This is a genomic window from Streptomyces sp. NBC_01317, from assembly GCF_035961655.1.
GTDB lineage: Bacteria > Actinomycetota > Actinomycetes > Streptomycetales > Streptomycetaceae > Streptomyces.
This window is the reverse complement of the sequence record NZ_CP108393.1, coordinates 2,435,638-2,456,781: the sequence shown is the minus strand read 5'-3', so window position 1 is coordinate 2,456,781 and position 21,144 is coordinate 2,435,638. Positions and strand designations below refer to the sequence as shown.

At 70.3% G+C, this 21,144-nt stretch carries 16 protein-coding genes, 5 tRNA genes and 1 pseudogene; 15 read left to right on the top strand and 7 right to left on the bottom strand.

Annotated elements, in window-relative coordinates; genetic code table 11:
- Positions 1 to 8 precede the first annotated feature (8 nt).
- From OG349_RS10205 to OG349_RS10185, 5 genes are all read right to left on the bottom strand, one after another.
- Complete coding sequence (locus tag OG349_RS10205) at positions 9 to 3,275, bottom strand: sensor histidine kinase (protein WP_327234308.1); 3,267 nt, start codon at positions 3,273 to 3,275, stop codon at positions 9 to 11.
- A 339-nt stretch (positions 3,276 to 3,614) separates the two neighbouring features.
- Positions 3,615 to 4,199: a GTP-binding protein gene (locus tag OG349_RS10200; RefSeq protein ID WP_167026562.1), complete on the bottom strand. Its 585-nt coding sequence runs from the start codon at positions 4,197 to 4,199 to the stop codon at positions 3,615 to 3,617.
- Positions 4,180 to 4,587, bottom strand: a complete 408-nt coding sequence (locus OG349_RS10195) for a DUF742 domain-containing protein (RefSeq protein ID WP_167026559.1) — start codon at positions 4,585 to 4,587, stop codon at positions 4,180 to 4,182. The genes OG349_RS10200 and OG349_RS10195 overlap by 20 nt, the downstream gene beginning before the upstream one ends.
- A gap of 110 nt (positions 4,588 to 4,697) precedes the next feature.
- Positions 4,698 to 5,111: a roadblock/LC7 domain-containing protein gene (locus tag OG349_RS10190; protein WP_030351794.1), complete on the bottom strand. Its 414-nt coding sequence runs from the start codon at positions 5,109 to 5,111 to the stop codon at positions 4,698 to 4,700.
- Positions 5,112 to 5,120: 9 nt separating this feature from the next.
- Positions 5,121 to 8,993 carry a nitrate- and nitrite sensing domain-containing protein gene (locus OG349_RS10185; protein ID WP_327234307.1) on the bottom strand — a complete coding sequence of 1,291 codons (3,873 nt, stop codon included), beginning with the start codon at positions 8,991 to 8,993 and terminating at the stop codon, positions 5,121 to 5,123.
- Positions 8,994 to 9,567: 574 nt separating this feature from the next.
- Here OG349_RS10185 and OG349_RS10180 point away from each other — a divergent pair.
- From OG349_RS10180 to OG349_RS10145, 8 genes are all read left to right on the top strand, one after another.
- Positions 9,568 to 9,771 carry a hypothetical protein gene (locus tag OG349_RS10180; RefSeq protein WP_327234306.1) on the top strand — a complete coding sequence of 68 codons (204 nt, stop codon included), beginning with the start codon at positions 9,568 to 9,570 and terminating at the stop codon, positions 9,769 to 9,771.
- A 135-nt stretch (positions 9,772 to 9,906) separates the two neighbouring features.
- Positions 9,907 to 10,689 carry a fumarylacetoacetate hydrolase family protein gene (locus OG349_RS10175; RefSeq protein ID WP_327234305.1) on the top strand — a complete coding sequence of 261 codons (783 nt, stop codon included), beginning with the start codon at positions 9,907 to 9,909 and terminating at the stop codon, positions 10,687 to 10,689.
- Positions 10,682 to 12,154: a glutamate--tRNA ligase gene (gene gltX / locus OG349_RS10170; protein WP_327234304.1), complete on the top strand. Its 1,473-nt coding sequence runs from the start codon at positions 10,682 to 10,684 to the stop codon at positions 12,152 to 12,154. The genes OG349_RS10175 and gltX overlap by 8 nt, the downstream gene beginning before the upstream one ends.
- Positions 12,155 to 12,352: 198 nt before the next feature.
- Positions 12,353 to 12,424 (top strand) — tRNA-Gln (locus tag OG349_RS10165).
- Positions 12,425 to 12,444: 20 nt separating this feature from the next.
- A tRNA-Glu gene (locus OG349_RS10160) sits at positions 12,445 to 12,517 on the top strand.
- A gap of 61 nt (positions 12,518 to 12,578) precedes the next feature.
- Positions 12,579 to 12,651 (top strand) — tRNA-Glu (locus OG349_RS10155).
- A 20-nt stretch (positions 12,652 to 12,671) separates the two neighbouring features.
- Positions 12,672 to 12,743, top strand: a tRNA-Gln gene (locus OG349_RS10150).
- A gap of 19 nt (positions 12,744 to 12,762) precedes the next feature.
- Positions 12,763 to 12,835 (top strand) — tRNA-Glu (locus OG349_RS10145).
- A 56-nt stretch (positions 12,836 to 12,891) separates the two neighbouring features.
- Here OG349_RS10145 and ndgR read toward each other — a convergent pair.
- Positions 12,892 to 13,608, bottom strand: a complete 717-nt coding sequence (gene ndgR, locus OG349_RS10140; protein WP_030361934.1) for an IclR family transcriptional regulator NdgR — start codon at positions 13,606 to 13,608, stop codon at positions 12,892 to 12,894.
- Between the two features lie 176 nt (positions 13,609 to 13,784).
- On the opposite strand from ndgR, the gene leuC reads away from it, so the two are divergent.
- The 4 genes from leuC to OG349_RS10120 all read left to right on the top strand — a co-directional run bounded on the left by leuC (position 13,785) and on the right by OG349_RS10120 (position 16,940).
- Positions 13,785 to 15,221, top strand: a complete 1,437-nt coding sequence (leuC, locus tag OG349_RS10135; protein ID WP_327234303.1) for a 3-isopropylmalate dehydratase large subunit — start codon at positions 13,785 to 13,787, stop codon at positions 15,219 to 15,221.
- Positions 15,222 to 15,223: 2 nt separating this feature from the next.
- Positions 15,224 to 15,832 carry a 3-isopropylmalate dehydratase small subunit gene (leuD, locus tag OG349_RS10130; RefSeq protein ID WP_327234302.1) on the top strand — a complete coding sequence of 203 codons (609 nt, stop codon included), beginning with the start codon at positions 15,224 to 15,226 and terminating at the stop codon, positions 15,830 to 15,832.
- 104 nt (positions 15,833 to 15,936) lie between these two features.
- Positions 15,937 to 16,164 carry a hypothetical protein gene (locus OG349_RS10125; RefSeq protein WP_327234301.1) on the top strand — a complete coding sequence of 76 codons (228 nt, stop codon included), beginning with the start codon at positions 15,937 to 15,939 and terminating at the stop codon, positions 16,162 to 16,164.
- Positions 16,165 to 16,307: 143 nt separating this feature from the next.
- Positions 16,308 to 16,940, top strand: coding sequence for an HU family DNA-binding protein (locus OG349_RS10120; protein WP_327234300.1), 633 nt, complete (start codon positions 16,308 to 16,310; stop codon positions 16,938 to 16,940).
- Positions 16,941 to 17,270: 330 nt separating this feature from the next.
- Here the strand turns inward: OG349_RS10120 and cofC are convergent.
- Positions 17,271 to 17,873, bottom strand: a pseudogene (cofC, locus tag OG349_RS10115) (2-phospho-L-lactate guanylyltransferase); the annotation flags it as partial.
- Positions 17,874 to 18,100: 227 nt separating this feature from the next.
- Here cofC and OG349_RS10110 point away from each other — a divergent pair.
- The 3 genes from OG349_RS10110 to OG349_RS10100 all read left to right on the top strand — a co-directional run bounded on the left by OG349_RS10110 (position 18,101) and on the right by OG349_RS10100 (position 21,123).
- Positions 18,101 to 18,859, top strand: coding sequence for a lysophospholipid acyltransferase family protein (locus OG349_RS10110; RefSeq protein WP_327234299.1), 759 nt, complete (start codon positions 18,101 to 18,103; stop codon positions 18,857 to 18,859).
- On the top strand, positions 18,856 to 19,857 hold the full coding sequence (locus OG349_RS10105; protein ID WP_327234298.1) for an NAD(P)H-dependent glycerol-3-phosphate dehydrogenase: 1,002 nt from the start codon (positions 18,856 to 18,858) through the stop codon (positions 19,855 to 19,857). Before OG349_RS10110 ends, OG349_RS10105 begins: the two co-directional genes overlap by 4 nt.
- 93 nt (positions 19,858 to 19,950) lie before the next feature.
- Positions 19,951 to 21,123: a D-alanine--D-alanine ligase family protein gene (locus tag OG349_RS10100; protein WP_327234297.1), complete on the top strand. Its 1,173-nt coding sequence runs from the start codon at positions 19,951 to 19,953 to the stop codon at positions 21,121 to 21,123.
- The last annotated feature ends 21 nt before the right edge of the window (positions 21,124 to 21,144 follow it).

The following is a 21,144-nucleotide window of genomic DNA, read 5'->3' as shown; positions in this document are numbered from 1 at the left end:
GGCTCACACTAACGCTCCTGGTTGTAGGTACTGCCCGGGCCGTGGCCCGGTCCGTTCGTGTCCGCTCCCGCGTTGCGTCCCCGCAGGACCCCGCGCCGCAGGTTGCTCAACCTGCCGCGCACGTCCTCCGGAGCACGGGAGACCTGGGGGCCGCCCTGCGGGGTGCTCTCCGCCGTTCCCTCGACCAGATTGGCCTTGGGTACCCGGCGGGGAAGACCGGACGGGGTGACCCCGCCCGCCTTCGGCTCGCGGAGCTTCTCGGCCCGCTGCCAGCGGTCGTCGTTCTTGGAACGCCAGTCCTCGGTGTCCGCCGTCCCGGTGTCCAACTCGCCGCCGACCGGGGGAGTCCGGCCCAGCTGTCCGTCGTTCTGACCGGTGGGCTGCCACTCCTGGGCCTGCCGGCCACCGCCCCGGCGCGGCAGTCCCGCGCCGGTCAGCGCGTGACTGGTGCTCGGAGAGGGACCCGGACGGTCGAAGCCTACGCGGTCGGCGGGGATCTCGGGTGCGACCTGTGAAGATTCCGGTTCGGCGGGGGCCACCGGGGGGTACGCGCCCTGGTATCCGCCCTGATCGCCCCACTCACCCTGGTGGGGTTGGGCGTCGAAACCGTTCTGGTACGGGATCTCACCGTTCGGCAGGTCCGGGTAGCCGGCCTCCGCATAGGCGGGTGCTTGGGGCTCCTGGTATCCGTCGGGTGTGCCGTAGGGCTCGGGCGCGCGGTACTCCTCGTACCCGGCGGGACCGTACCCGTCCGTGGCCGGCGCCTCCGCCGTCGCCGGCCGCGGGGCGAAGTCCGGGCCGTACGGGGCCTCCTGAGGCGCGTAGGCGGCCTCGGAGCCCTCGCGGTACTGCCCGTCGACCTGGTCGCTGAAGAGCGGTCCCTCGGGGCTCTCAGGGCCGCCCAGCGCCGCACGCCGTTCCTCGCGCCGCAGGGTGCGGTTGACGGGGTCGAGCCGGCGGCTGTCCTGGGCGGGGCCCGGCTGCTCGGCCGCCGTCTCGTACTTCGAGTCGTCGAAGCCGAGTTCGGCCGCCGTCAGCATGGGCGCTGTCGGGAAGGCCCGCACCTCGGCGGGCGGTTCCTGGTCCGGGATGATCTGCGAGACCGTGAAGTCGTCGGCCTGGACGGTCGGTTCGCCGCCACCGCCGTGCGTGATCGCGTCGGGGAGCATCACCAGCGACGTCGTGCCCGCCTGCTCGCCCGAGGGGCGCAGCTGGACCCGGATGCCGTGCCGGTCGGCCAGCCGGCCGACCACGAACAGGCCCATGCGCTGGGAGACGGCGGCGTCCACGGTCGGCGGGTTGGCCAGCTTGTGGTTGATGTCCGCGAAGTCCTCGGCGGTCAGGCCGATGCCCTTGTCGTGGATCTCGACCATCACCCGGCCGTCGGGCAGCCGCGTGGCGGTCACCCGGACCTTGGTCTGCGGCGAGGAGAAGGTGGTGGCGTTCTCCAGCAGCTCGGCGAGCAGGTGCACGAGGTCGGTGACGGACTGGCCGTGGATGTCGGTCTCGGGGACGCCGGTGAGTTCGATACGGGCGTACGACTCGACCTCCGAGGAGGCGGCGCGCAGCACGTCCACCAGCGGCACCGGCTGGTTCCACCGGCGGCCCGGCTCCTCACCCGCGAGAACCAGCAGGTTCTCGCCGTTGCGGCGCATGCGGGTCGCCAGGTGGTCGAGCTTGAAGAGGTTCTCCAGCTGGTCCGGGTCGCCCTCGTTGTTCTCCAGGTCCGTGATGAGGGTCAGCTGGCCCTCGATCAGGGACTGGTTGCGGCGGGAGAGGTTCGTGAAGATCGCATTGACGTTTCCGCGGAGCATGGCCTGCTCGGCCGCGAGCCTGACCGCCTCGCGGTGGACCTGGTCGAAGGCGCGGGCGACCTCGCCGATCTCGTCGCGCGAGTCGATCGGGATGGGCTGGACGCGGGTGTCGACGCGGCCCGGTTCGGTACGGGACAGCTGGTCGACCAGCATCGGCAGCCGCTGCTCGGCGATGGAGAACGCCGCCGTGCGCAGCTCGCGCATCGAGCGGCTCATCTGCCGGGCCATCATCCCGGCCAGGATGAAGGCGATGAGCAGGGCGACCACGACGATGGCGCCGTTGGTGATCGCGTCGTTCCTGGCGTTGGTGGAGATCTGCGCGGCGTCCGCGACGGCCTTGTCGACGAGTTCCTTCTCGACCACGGTGTAGCCGTCGAACTTGGCGGTGGCGGCGGCCATCCACACGTCGGGGGTGACCCCCCGTGCCGCGAGCTGCTCGGGGGTGGCGCCGGTGGCGATCGCGGCGACCATGCCGTCGAAGACGGACCCCTCCTGACTGGGGGGCGGGGTGAAGTCCTGGCCCGCGGCGGCGGCCTGCTGGCCGGCGGCGGCGAGCTTCTTCGCCCCCTCGGCGGCCTTCTGCTTCATGACCTGCTGGAGCCGGACCGTGTCGGCGGCGGTGCCGCCGGAGACGTACTCGGCGACGGAGACGCTCTCCAGGTAGGCGTACGACGAGAAGGCGATGGTCTGCCCGCCCCTGACCTGGTCCTTCTGGCTGGGCCTGACCAGCAGGTGCATGCCGATCGAGCGCTGGAGCGACTCGGCGGCCTTGGCGAGCTGGAGGGCGTAGACCGTACGGCCGTAGCTGGTGATGTTGCCGGTGCCGAGGCCCAGCTCGTTGGCGAACTCCATGAGGGAGTGCTGGACCAGCACGTATCCCTCTTCGGTCGCCACGGGGCCGCCGTTGTTGCCGGTCTTGTCCGGGGTCTCCACCGCCGCGGTGTACGCGGTCTTGCGGATGGCCGCCAGCTTGGGCTCCTCCCCGCGGAAGATGCTGAGGCGGCGTTCGAGGCCCTGCTTGGCGGGCATGTCCCGGACCGCGACGTCGAACTTCTTCTTCGCGGCGTCGGTGGCCGCCCGCGTCCGTACGACGATCTGCGCGTCGCGCTTGTTCGTCAGCAGGGGCTGCGCGGTGAGGTCGCGCTCGTTGAGCAGGGCCTGGCCGTACTCGGAGGCGGCGCGCACGATGAGGGCCGTCTTCTCCGCGTCCTGGGCCTCCTGCCAGGTGTCGATCGACCCCTTGACCTGGAAGCCGCCCATCACCAGTCCGACCAGGACCGGGATCAGCAGAATGGCGTTCAGCCGGGTGGCCACACGCCAGTTGCGCGGCGAGAGCCGGCTGGAGCTGCCGGGCGCGGAGGGCGCGCCGGCCGGGTCCGCGGACGCCGCCGCCGACCGCGGTGGCGGGGTGAAGTTGCCCCGCGTCTGTTGCTCCGCGGAGCTCGCCTTGCTTCGCCTCACTCGACCAACAACCTCTCGGCGCCGGCACCTACGCTGTGCCGTTTCTCGTTCAGGGCCGTACAAACTCGGGAGTCGCCGAATTCCAGCACGGGGAGTGGTCCCACTCCAAACAGTGGGAATCAGCCGTTCCGAGTGATCCACGCCTCAAATAAAAGGGGCATAAGGGCCGAGCGGGAACAAAAAGGGGAGGTGATGTGAGCGCAGTGATACCAGTTGAGTGCGTCGGGTGTCCGTAGCCCGTGAATTCTCTGTCTAAACGTTATGAAGGCCGAGGCGGGCCGTGTCCGAAGACACAGCCCGCGCCCTGCGCGGACTACAGCAACCGCCGTAGCCGTCCGTCTACTTGAGTCGTGCCATGAGTGCGTGTTCGACGAGGGTGATGAGGCCGCTTTTGGCGTCGGCGCGGTGGCGGGCGTCGGTGGTGATGATGGGGGTGTCGGGTCCGATCTGGAGTGCTTCGCGTACTTCGTCGGGGGTGTAGGGCTGGTGTCCGTCGAAGCCGTTGAGGGCGATGACGAAGGGGAGTCCTGAGTTTTCGAAGTAGTCGACGGCGGGGAAGCAGTCGGCGAGGCGGCGGGTGTCGACGAGGACGACGGCGCCGATGGCGCCGCGGACGAGGTCGTCCCACATGAACCAGAAGCGGTCCTGTCCGGGGGTGCCGAAGAGGTAGAGGATGAGGTCTTGGTCGAGGGTGATGCGGCCGAAGTCCATGGCCACGGTGGTGGTGGTCTTGTCTCCGGTGTGGGTGAGGTCGTCGATGCCGGCTGACGCGGACGTCATGACGGCTTCGGTACGCAGCGGGTTGATCTCCGAGACGGCGCCGACGAACGTGGTCTTGCCCACGCCGAAGCCGCCCGCCACCACGATCTTCGCGCTGGTGGTTGAGCGGGCTGCTCCTCCGCCGCTAGAGCTTCCGAAGTCCACTGAGCACCCTTTCGAGCAGTGTCACATCCGGCGCGCCGCCGGCCTCTCCGTTGCCCGGCTGGTGGATGGCCACCATGCCGGCTTCCGCCAGGTCCGCCACCAGGATCCGGGCGACGCCGAGCGGCATCGTCAGCAGGGCCGACACCTCAGCCACCGACTTGACCTCACGGCAGAGGTGGCAGATCCGCTGGTGCTCGGGGAGCAGGGTGGCGAGATGAGCGGGGTCTGCTGTCGTACTGACCAGCGCCTCGATGGCGAGCTGGTACCGCGGCCGGGTCCGTCCGCCGGTCATGGCGTACGGGCGTACCAGCGGCTGATCGCCCTCAGGTCCGTACGACGCGTCGACTGAGGCGCCGTACGGATCGTGAGAGGCGGGTGGCGGGGTCATGAATCCTCCGGGCGTGACAGCAAGATGTCTGCGTGCCGTCTGACTTGGCCGGTGGGGGGCCGGTTGGGCGGCCTGACGGTGTTGGAGCTGGTGGCGGCGGTGCCGAAGCCTCAGTGCAACAGACTTCCTTGGAGCTCGGCGCGCAGGTCCGGCGTGAGGACCGTACCGGCGCGGTCGACCAGGAGGGCCATCTCGTACCCCACCAGGCCGATGTCGCACTCGGGGTGGGCGAGCACGGCCAGGGAGGAACCGTCGGAGACGGACATCAGGAAGAGGAAGCCGCGCTCCATCTCCACCACGGTCTGGTTGACCGGGCCGCCTTCGAAGATCCGGGACGCCCCCGCGGTCAGCGAGGTCAGCCCGGACGCCACGGCCGCGAGCTGATCGGCTCGGTCGCGGGGGAAGCCCTCGGACATGGCCAGCAGAAGTCCGTCCGCGGAGACCACCACCGTGTGGGACACCCCAGGGGTGTTGTCCACGAAGTTGGTGATCAACCAGTTCAGATTCTGAGCGGCCTGACTCATCGGACTCAACTAACGCTCCTGCTGGTGAGAGGGGCCGAGGTTGAAGCTGTTGTTCGCCGGACCGGCTGTGCCCGCCTGACGACCCTGCTGAATACCCCGGCGTAGATTGGTCAGTCGGCCGCGTACGTCTGCCGGCGCACGCGAAACCTGCGGACCGGCCTGGTTGTTCTGTTCCTGCGCGGTACCGGGCACCAGGTTGGCACGCGGCACCCGGCGGGGCAGACCTGAAGTGGTGATACCGCCCGCCTGGGGCTTTTTGACCCGTTCGGCCTGGCGTACCAGCTCGTCGTTGGGCGACGTGCGCCAGGAGGACGTGGCACTGGAACCGTTGGCACCCGAGCCGTTGGTCGCCGGGCTGTTCGAGCCGGCACCGTTGGTGCCGAAACCGTTGCCGCTCGGCGCGCCCGCGCCCATCAGACCGGCGCCGGGCTCACGCTGCGGCATCGGGTCACGCCGGGGTGCCGGCGGCAGCGGGGCCGGAGCCTGCTGCTGCGAAGCGGCGGACGCCGGGGGCTGCTGGGGCTGGGGCGGCTGCTGCTGTCCGCCCGGCTGCTGACCGTGGAACCAGTTGGTCTCCAGGTTGTCGAACAGCGGGGTACGGCCGTCGCCGGGACCGGCCGGCGGCAGCGCCTCGTGCTGGGGCTGCGGCGGCAGGCTGGGCTGGCGCGGGACGCCGTAACCCGGTCCGTCCTGACCGTTGCGGCCGTTGAGCGGCTGACCGTACTGGTCGAACTGCCCGGGGCCGCGGCCCTGCGCGCCCGGCGCCGCGGAGGGAGCCGGGGGGCGCGGGGGGTTGAAGTCCTGCTGCGGGGCGTAGTTCGGCGGCGCGGCGTAGTTCTGCTGCTGGCCGTTGCCGTACCCCTGCTGGTAGCCGCCCTGCTGGGCGCTGTAGTCGGGCTGGTAGCCGGTCGGCGCCGGTGCGTTGAAGTCCGGCCGGGGGAACTGGGCCGTGGCGGCGGCATCCTGCTGGCTCTGCTGGCCTTGCTGCTGCCCCCCGCCCCGCTGGCCGTTGTCCGCGCCGGGACGCGGCGCGTCGAAGTCGGGCCGGGGGAACTCCGCGGTGCCGGGACCCTGCTGCGAGGCCTGGGGCCGGGCGTACTGGCCGGTGTTCTCGTGCTCCTCGTGACCGCGCGGGGCGTCCTGCGCGGGCTGCTGCCCGGTGCCCCAGCTGGTGGTCTCGGGGCGCTGCTGGCGGTTCTGCGGCCGCGGGTTGCCACCCGGCAGCTCGGCGCGCGGACCGCCGGGGGGCGGCAGCTGCCGGCTGCGCTCCGGTACGCCGCCCTGCTGGAAGGCGTTCTGGGCGTGGCCGCTGAAGCCGTTCTGGCCCGGCTGTGCGTTCGGCGCGCCGGGACTGTCGTTACGGCCCTGGCCCTGGCCCGCGAAGGTGTTCTGACCGCCGAAGACGCTGTTCTGACCGGTCTGGCCCGTCTGGGCCGAGCCCTGGCGCTGCGGGTTCTGGGGCGTTCCGTTCCCGCCCTGCTGGCCGCCCTGTCCGCCGTCACGGCCGGGCAGTGCGGCGCGCGGGCTCGCACCGGCGCCGACCTGGCCGCGCGGGGTGCCCGCGGCGATCCGGCCGGGCGGGGGCGAACCGGGGCCCGCGGTGAGACCGGGGGCGGGCGCTCCGCCGGGACCGGCGGTGAGGCCGGGACCCGCGGGCGGCCGGCCGGCCACCGGGGCCTGGCCGTTCTGGCCGCCGATGTTCATCCCGGGCTTGCCGACCGGGCCCTTCTTGCCGCCGTGGGCGACGTCGACCGGCAGCATGACCAGCGCGGTCGTACCACCCGAGTCGGAGGGGCGCAGCTGGATCCGGATGCCGTGGCGCAGGGACAGCCGGCCGACCACGAACAGACCCATGCGGCGCGAGACCGAGACGTCCACGGTGGGCGGCGACGCGAGCCGCTCGTTGATCGCCGCGAGGTCCTCGGGGGAGAGGCCGATGCCGGTGTCGTGGATCTCGACCAGCACCCGGCCGTCGGGCAGCGCGTGACCGGTGACCCGGACCTTCGTCTGCGGCGAGGAGAACGACGTGGCGTTCTCCAGCAGCTCGGCGAGCAGGTGCACGAGGTCGTTGACGACACGTCCCGCGACCTCGGTCGCGGGGACCGAGGACAGTTCGATGCGCTCGTACTGCTCCACCTCGGAGGCGGCGGCACGGAGCACGTCGACCAGGGGGACGGGCCGGGTCCAGCGACGGCCCGGCTCCTCACCCGCGAGGACGAGGAGGTTCTCACCGTTACGGCGCATACGGGTCGCGAGGTGGTCGAGCTTGAACAGCGAGGACAGCTGGTCCGGGTCGGCCTCGCGCGACTCCAGTTCGGAGATGAGCGAGAGCTGACGCTGGATGAGGCCCTGGCTGCGGCGCGAGAGGTTGGTGAACATCGCGTTGACGTTGCCTCGCAGGAGGGCCTGCTCGGCGGCGAGGCGGACGGCCTCGCGGTGCACGTCGTCGAAGGCCGCGGCGACCTGGCCGATCTCGTCCCTGGAGTGCACACCGACCGACTCGACGGAGGTGTCGACGTCCTGCGGGTCCGACTCGGAGAGCGCCTTGACCAGCTCGGGCAGGCGGTCCTGGGCGACCCGGGTGGCCGTGTCCTGGAGCCGGCGCAGCGAGCGGATCATCGCGCGGGCCACCACGAAGGCGCCGACGAGCGAGACCCCGAGGACGAGCAGGATCAGCGCGGCGTTGATGTACGCGTCGCGCTGGGCCTGGTCGCGCAGTTCGCGGGCCTTGCCCTCCATCTCGCCCAGCAGCGTGGCCTCGATGGTCTTCATCGCGTTGATACGGGTCGAGGCCTGGTCGGTCCAGTCCAGGTACGAGCGGTGGGGCTCGTTCTTCAGACCGTCCTGCTGCCCGAGGACCCGGTCCGCGTACTTCTCCGCGGCCTGGATCTCGGGGTTTCCCTGGCCGTTGAGCGGTGCGGTCAGCTCTTCGGCGTTGCCGCCCATCGACTCGTACAGCGAGTTGAAGGACGTGAGGGAGTTCTTCTCCTTGGTGAGCGCGTTCTGACCGTAGAGACGGTCGTTCTCGCTCAGATCGCCGTCGTTCTTCGGGTCGGCGGGGAGCGCGGCGGCGATGATGGCCCGCTGGATGGAGGCGTACTCCTTGGCGGACGAGAACGCGGCCAGCGCGCGGGTCCGCTTGATCATGTCCGGGTTGCTGGTCGCCTGCGCCATGTCCTGCGAGAGGCTCAGCAGGGACTCGATCAGTCCGCTGTAGGCGTCGACGGTGAGGGAGTCGGCGCCCTTGGACTGGTAGGCGCCCTGGCGGATCTTGTTGATCTGGTTGACCTGCGTGGCGATCTGGTTGACGTTGGAGCGGATGGACTCCAGCGCCTGGTCGCCGTCGGTGTTGCCGATGTCGACGGTGGCGTCGAGGAAGGCCTTCTTCGCCCGGTCCGTCTTCGTACGGCGGTCCTGGACCTTGAAGTCCGAAGCCGTCGCACCGTTGGTGAGCGGACCCGCAGACTCGTCCCGCTCGGCCTGGAGTTGAGCCGCGAGGTTGGTCGCTTCCTTGGTCATCTTCGTCAGCAGCTGCATGTGCTCCAGCTGCTGGATCTCGTTCAAGGACTCGTTGATCCGCAGCCCGCCCAGGGTGGTCGCCGCGACCACCGGGAGGGTCAGCAGAGCGACCAGGCGGGTACTGATGCGCCAGTTGCGCAGAAGTATTCGTGAGCCGGCGTCGGTCGGCCCCACGGGTTTGGGCGCGGCCGTCTTGCCGTCGCCGCCCGGTGCCGCCCCGGGGCGTGCGGCACGGGGGCCGCTCTCGCCCGTCGGTGCCTGGCCCGGGTTCTGGGTGTGCTGGGGCGAGGCACCGCGGTCGGTTCCGCTGCGGGGCTCCTGCTCCGCCGCAGCGCTGCTATCCCTCTTGAAACGTCCCTGCACTAGCGTCGCAACCTCTGGACCAGGCGTCCCACCGCGAAACGGCAGGACGGTGTCGGCGTCGTGGGGCGCAGAACGCTCCCCATGGTGGTCTTGAGTGACCGGCGCTTTTCCCCTTCCCCACCGCCACGCGGCGCTGCGATGCGCCCCTGCGCGCCGGCTTGAAACCCGCGGCGGTGGGGGGAATTCCAGCACAGTGCAGGATCTCCAACAAGGGCCGCGTACCGGGCTGTGACCTGTATGACACCGAGTGAGCAGCATGTCACAAGCCGTAGAAAGAGTTCATGGAGGAAAGGGGGCGATTGCTGACAGGCTGCTTACGGGTAGGGGGTGTCTGAGTCCGGATGATCAGGAGCGGAATGCAACGTTCAGTAACGCAATGTCCGTTTCGGTGATCTTGAGACCCCGCCCGGAATGCCCTCAATGCCCGCCCCGTCGTGAGCAAACTCACATGGAGATCGCGGAGGGATCCCCGCTCCGCCGGGGAATCGCGTGTTTAGCCTGACGTTCTACAAGGCCGGCACATCCGACAACCGGCGCTCCGGCGCCCGATCACGCGACAGGGTCCGACACACAGATGAAGACGACGAAGCTGTTCCGCACCACCGCCAACCCCCGGCGCACCACGCTGGCGCACCTGACGGACGCGGGGGAACTGGTACCCACGGAGCGCCCGGAACATCCCGTCACTCTGCCGAACCGCACCGCCAACCCGCGCCGTACGATTTTGATGGACGCTCCGGCGCCGTACAAGGTTCCCGACGCGGAACCCGCCCAGTAAGAGGGGTACGGCCCCGGCCCCCGGCGGGACCCGGCGTCCCCGGCGGTCGCACGCGAGCGCGCCACCCCGCACCGGCTAGCCTGGAGTGTCAGTCTCCAGCAGGCCAGCAAGTGACAGTGAGGGGCGACAGCACCCGTGCGCATCGCCAGATTCTCCATCGACGGCAATGTCGCCTTCGGCGCGGTCGAGGGCGACGGCGGCGACCCCGCCGGCCTCGTCCTCGACATCATCAGGGGCATTCCGTACACCGACTTCGAGCTCTCCGGCACCAAGGTGCCGCTGAGCAAGGTGCGGCTCCTGCCGCCGGTGCTCCCCAACAAGGTCGTGGCCATCGGCCGCAACTACGCGGAGCACGCGGCGGAGCTGGGCAACGAGGTCCCCGAGGTGCCGGTGGCGTTCTTCAAGCCCACCACCTCCGTGATCGGCTCGGGCGACGCCATCGAATACCCCTCCTTCTCGAACGACGTGCACTACGAGGCCGAACTGGCCGTCGTGATCGGCCGGTTGTGCCGTGAGGTCCCGCGCGAGCGCGTCAAGGACGTCATCTTCGGCTACACCTGCGCCAACGACGTCACCGCCCGGGACACGCAGAGGACCGAGAAGCAGTGGGCCCGCGCCAAGGGCTTCGACACCTCGTGCCCGCTCGGCCCCTGGGTCGAGACCGCACTGGACCCCTCGGACCTCACCATCCAGTGCACGGTCAACGGCGAACAGCGCCAGCTCGGCCGTACGAGCGAAATGGTCCGCTCCATCGAGGACCTGATCGTCCACATCACCGAGGCCATGACACTGCTCCCCGGAGACGTCATCCTCACGGGCACCCCCGCCGGGGTCGGCCCCCTCAGCGTCGGCGACGAGGTCGCCGTCTCCATCGAAGGCATCGGCACTCTCACCAACAGGGTGATCAAGCGTGGTTAACGGCCCCGTCCGTGTTCGTTTCTGTCCCTCCCCGACCGGCAACCCGCACGTGGGCCTGGTCCGCACCGCCCTCTTCAACTGGGCCTACGCCCGCCACACTGGCGGCACCCTGGTCCTGCGCATCGAGGACACCGACGCGGCGCGCGACTCCGAGGAGTCGTACGAACAGCTGCTCGACTCGCTGCGCTGGCTCGGGCTCGACTGGGACGAGGGCCCGGAGGTCGGCGGCCCGCACGCGCCGTACCGCCAGTCCCAGCGGACGGACCTCTACCGCGACATCGCGGACAAGCTCCTGGCCGCGGGGAACGCGTACCCCTGCTACTGCACCACCGAGGAGCTGGACGAGCGCCGCGCGGCGGCCCGCGCGGCGGGCAGGCCGTCCGGGTACGACGGCCACTGCCGGGACCTGAGCGCGGAGCGGAAGGCGGCGTACGAGGCCGAGGGCCGTACGCACATCGTCCGCTTCCGGATGCCCGACGAGCCGATCACCTTCACGGACCTGGTCCGCGGCGAGCTGACCTTCACCCCGGAGAACGTCCCGGACTACGGCATCGTCCGCGCCAACGGCGCCCCCCTCTACACGCTCGTCAACCCGGTCGACGACGCGCTGATGGACATCACGCACGTCCTGCGCGGCGAGGACCTGCTGTCCTCCACCCCGCGCCAGATCGCCCTCTACCGGGCACTGATCGAGCTGGGCGTGGCGAAGGGCGTCCCGGCGTTCGGACACCTCCCGTACGTGATGGGGGAGGGCAACAAGAAGCTCTCCAAGCGCGATCCGCAGGCCTCCCTCAACCTCTACCGCGAGCGCGGCTTCCTCCCCGAGGGGCTGCTCAACTACCTCTCGCTGCTGGGCTGGTCGCTCGCCCCGGACCGCGACATCTTCTCGATGGACGAGATGGTCGCCGCGTTCGACATCGCGGACGTCAACGCCAACCCGGCGCGCTTCGACCTCAAGAAGGCCGAGGCGGTCAACGCGGACCACATCAGGCAGCTGGACGTGAAGACGTTCACCGAGGCCTGCGGTCCCTGGCTGCGCGCGCCGCACGCGCCGTGGGCCCCGGAGTCCTTCGACGCGGCGGCCTTCGAGGAGCTGGCGCCGCTGGCCCAGACCCGGCTCACGGTCCTCTCGGACATCACGGCCAACGTCGACTTCCTCTTCCTGGACGAGCCGGCGCAGGACCAGGCGTCCTGGGAGAAGGCGATGAAGCCGGGCGCGGACGCGCTGCTGGCGACGGCCCGTACGAACATCGCCGCGTCCGAGTGGAACGCCGAGGCGCTCAAGAACGCGGTCCTGGCGGCCGGCGAGGAGCACGGCCTCAAGCTGGGCAAGGCGCAGGCGCCGGTACGGGTCGCGGTCACCGGCCGTACGGTCGGCCTGCCGCTCTTCGAGTCGCTGGAGCTGCTGGGCCGCGAGCGGACGCTGGCCCGGATCGATGTCGCGCTGGCCAAGCTGGCGGCGTAGGCCGTAGGCAGACCACGTCCTCGGATCGCCGGACGGGCTTTCGGGCCCGTCCGGCTCACGGGGCCGGTGGGCCCTGATACTCGTTTTGGAGCGCTGCCCGCTGTCGGGTAATGTTCTTCCTGCGCCGCCCGGGAAGGCCGAAAGGCCCGGCCGGGAGTCGCAAGCCAAGCAAACCCCCGTAAGGGGGTTGAGTTTTGGTGGGCTATGGTGTAATTGGCAGCACGACGGTTTCTGGTTCCGTTAGTCTAGGTTCGAGTCCTGGTAGCCCAGCGCAGACACCATTCTGCAACGCCCCCGTTGTGTAGCGGCCTAGCACGCTGCCCTCTCACGGCAGTAGCGCCGGTTCGAATCCGGTCGGGGGTACAGATCCTTCTCTCCGACGCTTTCGGGTCGCACCCGGACGCGTCGACGCTGGATCGCTAAGGCCCCCGTTGTGTAGCGGCCTAGCACGCTGCCCTCTCACGGCAGTAGCGCCGGTTCGAATCCGGTCGGGGGTACGGTAATGCGTAAGTCACCATGGGCTATGGTGTAATTGGCAACACAACGGTTTCTGGTACCGTTATTCTAGGTTCGAGTCCTGGTAGCCCAGCTGGATCTCTTTGATCCTCGCCCCCGTTGTGTAGCGGCCTAGCACGCTGCCCTCTCACGGCAGTAGCGCCGGTTCGAATCCGGTCGGGGGTACGTGGACATCCGGAAGGCCCTCCCCGCGGGGAGGGCCTTTTCCGTGCCCCGCCTTCTCAGCTCGTACGCCGCAGCGCCTCGCTCAGCCGGCCCGCCGCGTCGATCACCGCCTGGGCGTGCATCCGGCCCGGGTGGCGGGTGAGCCGCTCGATGGGTCCCGACACCGAGACCGCCGCGACCACCCGGTTCGACGGACCCCGGACCGGCGCCGACACCGACGCCACCCCGGGCTCGCGCTCGCCGATCGACTGGGCCCAGCCCCTGCGCCGTACCCCGGACAGAGCCGTCGCCGTGAAGCGGGCCCCCTGGAGACCGCGGTGCAGCCGCTCCGGCTCCTCCCACGCCATCAGGATCTGCGCCGAGGAGCCCGCCTTCATCGTGAGCGTCGAGCCGACCGGCACCGTGTCCCGCAGCCCCGACAGCCGCTCGGCGGCGGCCACGCAGATCCGCATGTCCCCCTGGCGCCGGTAGAGCTGCGCGCTCTCGCCCGTCACGTCCCGCAGGTGCGTCAGCACCGGCCCCGCCGTCGCCAGCAGACGGTCCTCGCCGGCCGCCGCCGCCAGCTCCGCCAGCCGGGGGCCCAGGATGAAACGGCCCTGCATGTCCCTCGCCACCATCCGGTGGTGTTCCAGAGCCACGGCCAGCCGGTGGGCCGTGGGTCGAGCGAGCCCGGTCGCCGCGACCAGCCCGGCGAGGGTGGCCGGACCGGACTCCAGGGCGCTCAGTACGAGAGCAGCCTTGTCGAGAACGCCGACGCCGCTAGAGTTGTCCATGCAACGATACTCGCGTCTCACTCTGTGAAACGCAAGTTCCTTTTCCCAGGGTATTTGCCAACCTGTACGGACAGGCCCGCGGACCACGGGTCCCCGCCGGCGTCCGGCACGAAGGGGTACGGACGCGGGCCCACGTCTCGAAAAGTGCCGGCGCTCCGCCGGCCGGAGGGAAAGCGATGGGTAGGACACTCGCGGAGAAGGTCTGGGACGATCATGTCGTCCGGCGGGCGGAGGGCGAGCCCGACCTCCTCTACATCGATCTGCACCTGCTGCACGAGGTGACCAGCCCCCAGGCCTTCGACGGCCTCCGTCTCGGCGGCCGGCAGGTCAGGCGACTCGACCTCACCATCGCGACCGAGGACCACAACACCCCCACCCTCGACATCGACAAGCCGATCGCGGACCCGGTCTCGCGCGTCCAGTTGGAGACGCTCCGCAAGAACTGCGCGGACTTCGGCGTACGGCTGCACCCGCTCGGCGACGTCGAGCAGGGTGTCGTCCACGTCGTGGGCCCGCAGCTGGGGCTCACCCAGCCCGGCACCACCGTGGTCTGCGGCGACAGCCACACCTCCACCCACGGCGCGTTCGGCGCGCTCGCGTTCGGCATCGGCACCAGCCAGGTCGAGCACGTCCTCGCCACCCAGACCCTGCCGCTGGCCCGCCCCAAGACCATGGCCATCACCGTCGAGGGCGAACTGCCGCCCGAGGTCACCGCCAAGGACCTGATCCTCGCCATCATCGCCAGGATCGGCACCGGCGGCGGCCAGGGATACATCCTCGAATACCGGGGTTCCGCCATCGAGAAACTCTCGATGGAGGCCCGGATGACCATCTGCAACATGTCGATCGAGGCCGGTGCCAGGGCGGGCATGATCGCCCCCGACGCCACCACCTTCGCGTACCTGAAGGGCCGCGACCACGCCCCCGAGGGCGCCGACTGGGACGCCGCCGTCGCGTACTGGCGCACCCTGCGCACCGACGACGACGCGGTCTTCGACGCCGAGGTCTTCATCGAGGCCGCCGAACTGGCCCCGTTCGTCACCTGGGGCACCAACCCGGGCCAGGGTGCGCCGCTCACCTCGCACGTCCCCGACCCGGCTTCGTACGAGGACGCTTCGGAGCGCCACGCCGCCGAAAAGGCCCTGGAGTACATGGGGTTGACCGCCGGACAGGCGCTGCGCGACATCAAGGTCGACACCGTCTTCGTAGGTTCGTGCACCAACGGACGCATCGAAGACCTGCGCTCGGCGGCCTCGATCCTGGAGGGTCACAAAGTCGCGGACGGCGTACGGATGCTGGTCGTCCCCGGGTCCGTACGGGTCGCGCTCCAGGCCGTCGCCGAGGGCCTGGACAAGGTCTTCACCGGCGCGGGAGCCGAATGGCGGCACGCGGGCTGCTCGATGTGCCTGGGCATGAACCCCGACCAACTCGCGCCCGGCGAGCGCTCCGCGTCCACCTCCAACCGCAACTTCGAGGGCAGGCAGGGCAAGGGCGGCCGTACCCACCTGGTCTCCCCGCAGGTCGCCGCCGCCACGGCCGTACTGGGCCATCTGGCCTCGCCCGCCGACCTGTCCGACGCCGACGCCGCCCGTACGCCCGCTGGAGCGCGATAACCATGGAAGCCTTCACCACCCACACCGGCCGGGCCGTGCCGCTGCGCCGCAGCAACGTGGACACCGACCAGATCATCCCCGCCCACTGGCTCAAGAAGGTCACCAGGGACGGGTTCGAGGACGGGCTCTTCGAGGCCTGGCGCAAGGATCCGGAGTTCGTCCTCAACCGGTCCGAGTACGCCGGGGCCACGGTTCTGGTCGCCGGACCCGACTTCGGCACCGGATCCTCCCGCGAACACGCCGTCTGGGCCTTGCAGAACTACGGTTTCAAGGCCGTCGTCTCGTCCCGGTTCGCCGACATCTTCCGGGGCAACTCGCTCAAGAACGGTCTGCTGACCGTGGTTCTGGACCAGTCCGTCGTGGAGGCCCTCCAGGAGATCGTGGAGAAGGACCCCACGGCCGAGGTCACCGTGGACCTGGAGCAGCGCCAGGTGCGGGCAGGCTCCCCCGATGGAGCAGTGCTGACGGCTGATTTCGACCTTGACGAGAACGCCCGCTGGCGCTTGCTGAACGGGCTCGACGACATCAGCCTCACCCTTCAGAACGAAGGCGACATCGCCTCCTACGAGGCCTCCAGGCCGTCCTTCAAACCACGCACCATTACCGCCTGATCAGCGCTTTTCCCCTACTGCACCCCCTGCCTCCCGGCAGGGGGTGCAGTTGCTTGTTGAGACCCCGCCGGGCGACAACTCGCCCCAGATGGCACAATCGGTGCATGGAACCCGACAACCAACTCAAGCTTTACGGGTTGGTCGCCGAACAACTGAAAGAGGCACACGCGAAGGTGCGTGGACTGCAAGTCCCGGAGGGCGTACGCATGGCGCTCACCCGGAAGCTGCTGGTCATCACGGCTGCGGCGAAGCACGATCTCCCGGATGCGGCAAGGCGTCTGGACCGCTTGACGAAGGACCTCGACGAGGGTCGATTTCCGGAAGGCGACTGACCTCCGCGGAACTCCGCCGGGCCGACTTCGTTGCGGCACTAGGGTGATTAGCCCGTTTCGTGTTTGATTTGCGGTATATATCTGCCTAACGTGCGAAAAAGCTTGAACACTTTCGTTCTGGCAATGTCTCCGAAGGGGAAGACGTGAACAAGGCGCAGCTCGTAGAAGCGATTGCGGACAAGGTCGGCGGCCGCCAGCAGGCCGCGGACTCGGTCGACGCGGTACTCGACGCGATCGTCCGTGCGGTCGTCGCAGGCGACCGGGTCTCGGTCACCGGCTTCGGTTCGTTCGAGAAGGTCGACCGCCCGGCGCGTTACGCGCGTAACCCGCAGACGGGTGAGCGGGTCCGGGTCAAGAAGACCTCGGTGCCGCGCTTCCGCGCGGGTCAGGGCTTCAAGGACCTGGTCAGCGGCTCGAAGAAGCTCCCCAAGAACGACGTGGCGGTCAAGAAGGCCCCCAAGGGCAGCCTCTCGGGCGGTGCTTCCACCCGTACGACGGTGAAGGCCGCGGCCAAGAAGGCCACCGCCAAGAAGGCCACGACCGCCAAGACGGCGGCCAAGCGGACGGTCGCCAAGAAGACCGCCGCGAAGAAGACCAGCGCGGCCAAGAAGACGACGGCGAAGAAGACCACGTCGTCGGCGTCGAAGACCGCCGCCAAGAAGGCCACCGCGAAGAAGACCGCGCCGGCCAAGAAGGCGACCGCCAAGAAGGCGCCGGCGAGGAAGGCCGCGTCCCGCACCACCACCGCGAAGAAGACCGCCGCCAGGGGGAAGTAAGCGACAACAGGGCGACTCACGCGCCGGGCCGGGCTCCCCTCGGGGAGCCCGGCCCGCGGCGTTGCGCGGGGCCGCCCGTGCCGTGGTATGGGCCCGCCCGGAGGGCGCTCAGAAGGTCTGGAGCGTCACCAGCGTGATGCGCCGGGACGCGCCCTCGCCCTCGGTCTCGATCCGCACCCGCTGGCCCGGCCGCAGCAGCCGCAGGCCGCCCGCGTCGAAGGCCGGGGCGTCGAACTCCACCGGGGTGCCGTCGTCCAGCAGCACACTCCCGCTGCGGGTCTCTGACTCGTACGTGTAAGCGGTCGCCTGCATGCCCGCAGCGTAGCGGTCGGCGTACCGCGCGGCCGTCCGCGGGCCGAGCCCCAGCGCCGCCGCCACCAGCAGGTCCGCGCCCGTGTCCACGTCCCGCCGTACCGAATCCACCCCGGTCAGCAGAATTTCCACCGCGCCCGACGACAAATGCCGGGCCCGGGAAGGACCGCCGAAAGCCGGATTCAATTCCACGCCCGGTGCCGCCGCCAGCAAAGTGGTGCCGATTCCGGCGGCGTCCGCGAGAAATGCCCGCGGAAATGCGCGCGCGGCACCGAGCACCCGGGCCAGCTCGGCGGGCCGCAGCGCGGGCAGATCCGCGTTGAGCGTGGCCACCGGCGCACGCGGATCCCCACCCCGCGCGACCGCGGCCCCGTGCGCCAGCGCCGCGTTGAGACCGGCGGCCGGCGCGTCCGGCACGACGCGCGCCCCCAGCGCGGCCAGCTCCGCCCCCGCCGCGGGATCGTCGGTGACCACCACGACGTCCCGTACGGCCGGACAGGCCAGCGCGGCGGCCACCGTGTCCTGGGCGAACGCCAGGGCCAGCCGGGGGCGCAGAGCACCGCCCATGGCCCCGGCCAGCCTGCTCTTGGCCAGCCTGAGCGGCTTGAGCGGGACGACCAGGGACCAGCGGGCGGTCGGGTCGGTGTCCGTGGCGAACTCTCCCTCGGTGCGTGCCGGGTGCGTACCTGCGTGTACCGGCCCCCTATTGTTGCCCGGCCGTGTCCGGCTCGCAGGCCCGCTCCCCGGGCCGGGGCGTACGGTGTTCCCGACAGCGCACAACCCCGGGGCGAGACAGGGCCCCGGGCCGCCGGATCGCGATCCGGCTCCCGAGGAGGAAGGTGTCACGAGTGTCCCGCCGCAGAATCGGCTTCTGGTACCGCCTGGCGGCCGTCATCGCAAAACCGCCGCTGATCGTTCTGTTCAAGCGGGACTGGCAGGGCATGGAGCACATTCCGGCCGACGGCGGATTCATCACCGCGGTCAACCACAATTCGTATCTCGATCCTCTGTCGTACGGTCACTTCCAGTACAACACCGGCCGCGTCCCGCGATTCCTGGCGAAGGCCGCGCTCTTCAAGGGCTCCTTCGTCGGCATGATGCTCCGCGGCACCGGCCAGATCCCCGTCTACCGTGAGAGCACCACCGCCCTGGACGCGTTCCAGGCCGCCGTCGACGCGATCGAGCAGGGCGAATGTGTCGTCTTCTACCCCGAGGGCACCCTCACCCGCGACCCCGACCTGTGGCCCATGGCGGGCAAGAGCGGCGCGGCCCGCGTCGCCCTGCTCACCAAGGCCCCGGTCATCCCCGTCGCCCAGTGGGGCTCCCACCTCGCGCTCCCGCCGTACGCCAAGGACCGGCCGGTACGGCTCTTCCCGCGCAAGACGCTGAAGGTCCTCGCGGGCCCCGCCGTCGACCTCTCGCGGTTCGAGGGCCAGGAACCCACCGCCGAGGTGCTGCGCGCGGCCACCGAGGTCATCATGGCGGCGATCACGGAGCTGCTCGCGGAGGTACGCGGGGAACCGGTGCCCGCGGAGTTGTACGACCCCCGCAGGGCCAGGGCGGAACAGCGGCGCAGGGCCGCGGAAGCGGAAGAGGGATCGAAGTGACACGGGTCGCCGTTTTCTCAGCGGGTTCGTGGGGCACGGCGTTCGCCATGATCCTCGCCGACGCGGGGTGCGAGGTGACCCTCTGGGCGCGCCGCCCCGAGGTCGCCGAGGCCATCAACACCACCCGTACGAACCCCGACTACCTGCCGGCCCTCGAACTGCCCGAGGGCGTGCGGGCCACGACGGACCCGGCGGAGGCCGCGGACGGCGCCGAGTTCACCGTCCTGACCGTGCCCTCCCAGACCCTGCGCGAGAACCTGGCCCGCTGGGCTCCCGTCCTGCCCTCCGACACCGTGCTCGTGTCCCTGATGAAGGGCATCGAACTGGGCACGGCCAAGCGGATGAGCGAGGTCATCGAAGAGGTCGCCAAGGCGCCCGCCGAGCGCGTCGCGGTGATCACCGGACCCAACCTCGCCAAGGAGATCGCCGACCGGATGCCCGCCGCGGCCGTCGTCGCGTGCCGGGACGAGGCCGTCGCCCAGCGCCTCCAGACCGCCTGCCACACCCCGTACTTCCGCCCCTACACCAACACCGACGTCGTCGGCTGCGAACTGGGCGGCGCCGTCAAGAACGTGATCGGGCTCGCCGTCGGCATCGCCGACGGCATGGGCCTCGGCGACAACACCAAGGCCTCGCTGATGACCCGCGGCCTCGCCGAGACCACCCGCCTCGGGCTGACCATGGGCGCCGATCCGCAGACGTTCTCCGGCCTCGCCGGCATGGGCGACCTGATCGCCACCTGCTCCTCGCCGCTCTCCCGCAACCACACCTTCGGCACCAACCTCGGCCGGGGCATGACCCTCCAGGAGACCATCGCGGTCACCCGGCAGACCGCCGAGGGCGTCAAGTCGTGCGAGTCCGTGCTGGATCTGGCCCGGCGCCACGGCGTGGAGATGCCCCTGACCGAGACCGTCGTCGACATCGTCCACAACGGGAAGCCGCCGCTCGTCGCGCTCAAGGAACTGATGTCGCGCAGCGCCAAGGCGGAACGACACTGAGCCCGCATGCCGCCGGGCCGCACGCCACCGGGCCGGAACGCCGCCGAGTCGGCCGCTGACGAGGCGCTGCCCACCGGGTACGCTCATCGCGATATGAGCAGCGAGAACTCCTCCCAGAGCCCTGAGCGGCAGCCCCGCAAGCCGCGTGTGGCGGTCGTCTTCGGCGGCCGTAGCTCCGAGCACGGCATTTCGGTGGTCACGGCCGGCGCCGTCCTGCGCGCCATCGACCGTACGAAGTACGACGTCCTGCCCATCGGCATCACCACGGACGGCCGCTGGGCCCTCACCGCGGACGCCCCCGAGCGGATGGCCATCACCGACCGCGTCCTGCCGAGCGTCGAGACCGTCGCCGAGTCGCTGGACGGCGGGGTGGTCCTCTCCGTGGACCCGGCCAACCGCGAGGTCGTCTACAGCGAGCCGGGCTCCGTGCCCAAGGTGCTGGGCGAGGTCGACGTCGTCTTCCCGGTGCTGCACGGCCCGTACGGCGAGGACGGCACGCTCCAGGGCCTGCTGGAGCTCTCCGGCGTCCCGTACGTCGGCGCGGGTGTCCTCGCCTCGGCCGTCGGCCAGGACAAGGAGTACATGAAGCGGGTGTTCACCTCCTTCGGGCTGCCCGTCGGCCCGTACGTGGTGATCCGCCCCCGCGAGTGGGAGCAGGGCCCCGAGGGTGCCAAGGGCGCCGCCGCGCGCAAGAAGATCGTGGACTTCGCCGCCGAGCACGGCTGGCCGCTCTTCGTGAAGCCCGCGCGCGCCGGCTCCTCCATGGGCATCACCAAGGTCGACGACCTCTCCGGCCTCGACGACGCGATCGCCGAGGCCCAGCGCCACGACCCCAAGATCCTGGTGGAGTCGCTGCTGCGCGGGCGGGAGATCGAGTGCGGGGTACTGGAGTTCGAGGACGGGCCGCGCGCGAGCGTGCCCGCCGAGATCCCGCCCGTCACCGCCCACGACTTCTACGACTTCGAGGCCAAGTACATCGACTCCGCCACCGGGCTGGTGCCCGCGCCGCTCACCGAGGAGCAGACCGCCGAGGTACGGCGGCTCGCGGTCGAGGCGTTCGAGGCGGCGTCCTGCGAGGGCCTGGTCCGCGCGGACTTCTTCCTCACCGAGGACGGGGGGTTCGTCATCAACGAGATCAACACGATGCCGGGCTTCACCCCGATCTCCATGTACCCCCGCATGTGGCAGGAGACCGGCGTCAGCTACCCGGAACTGGTCGACCTGCTGATCCAGGCGGCCCTGCGCCGCCCCACCGGCCTGCGCTGAGGCATCGCCGCGGCCTCTCCG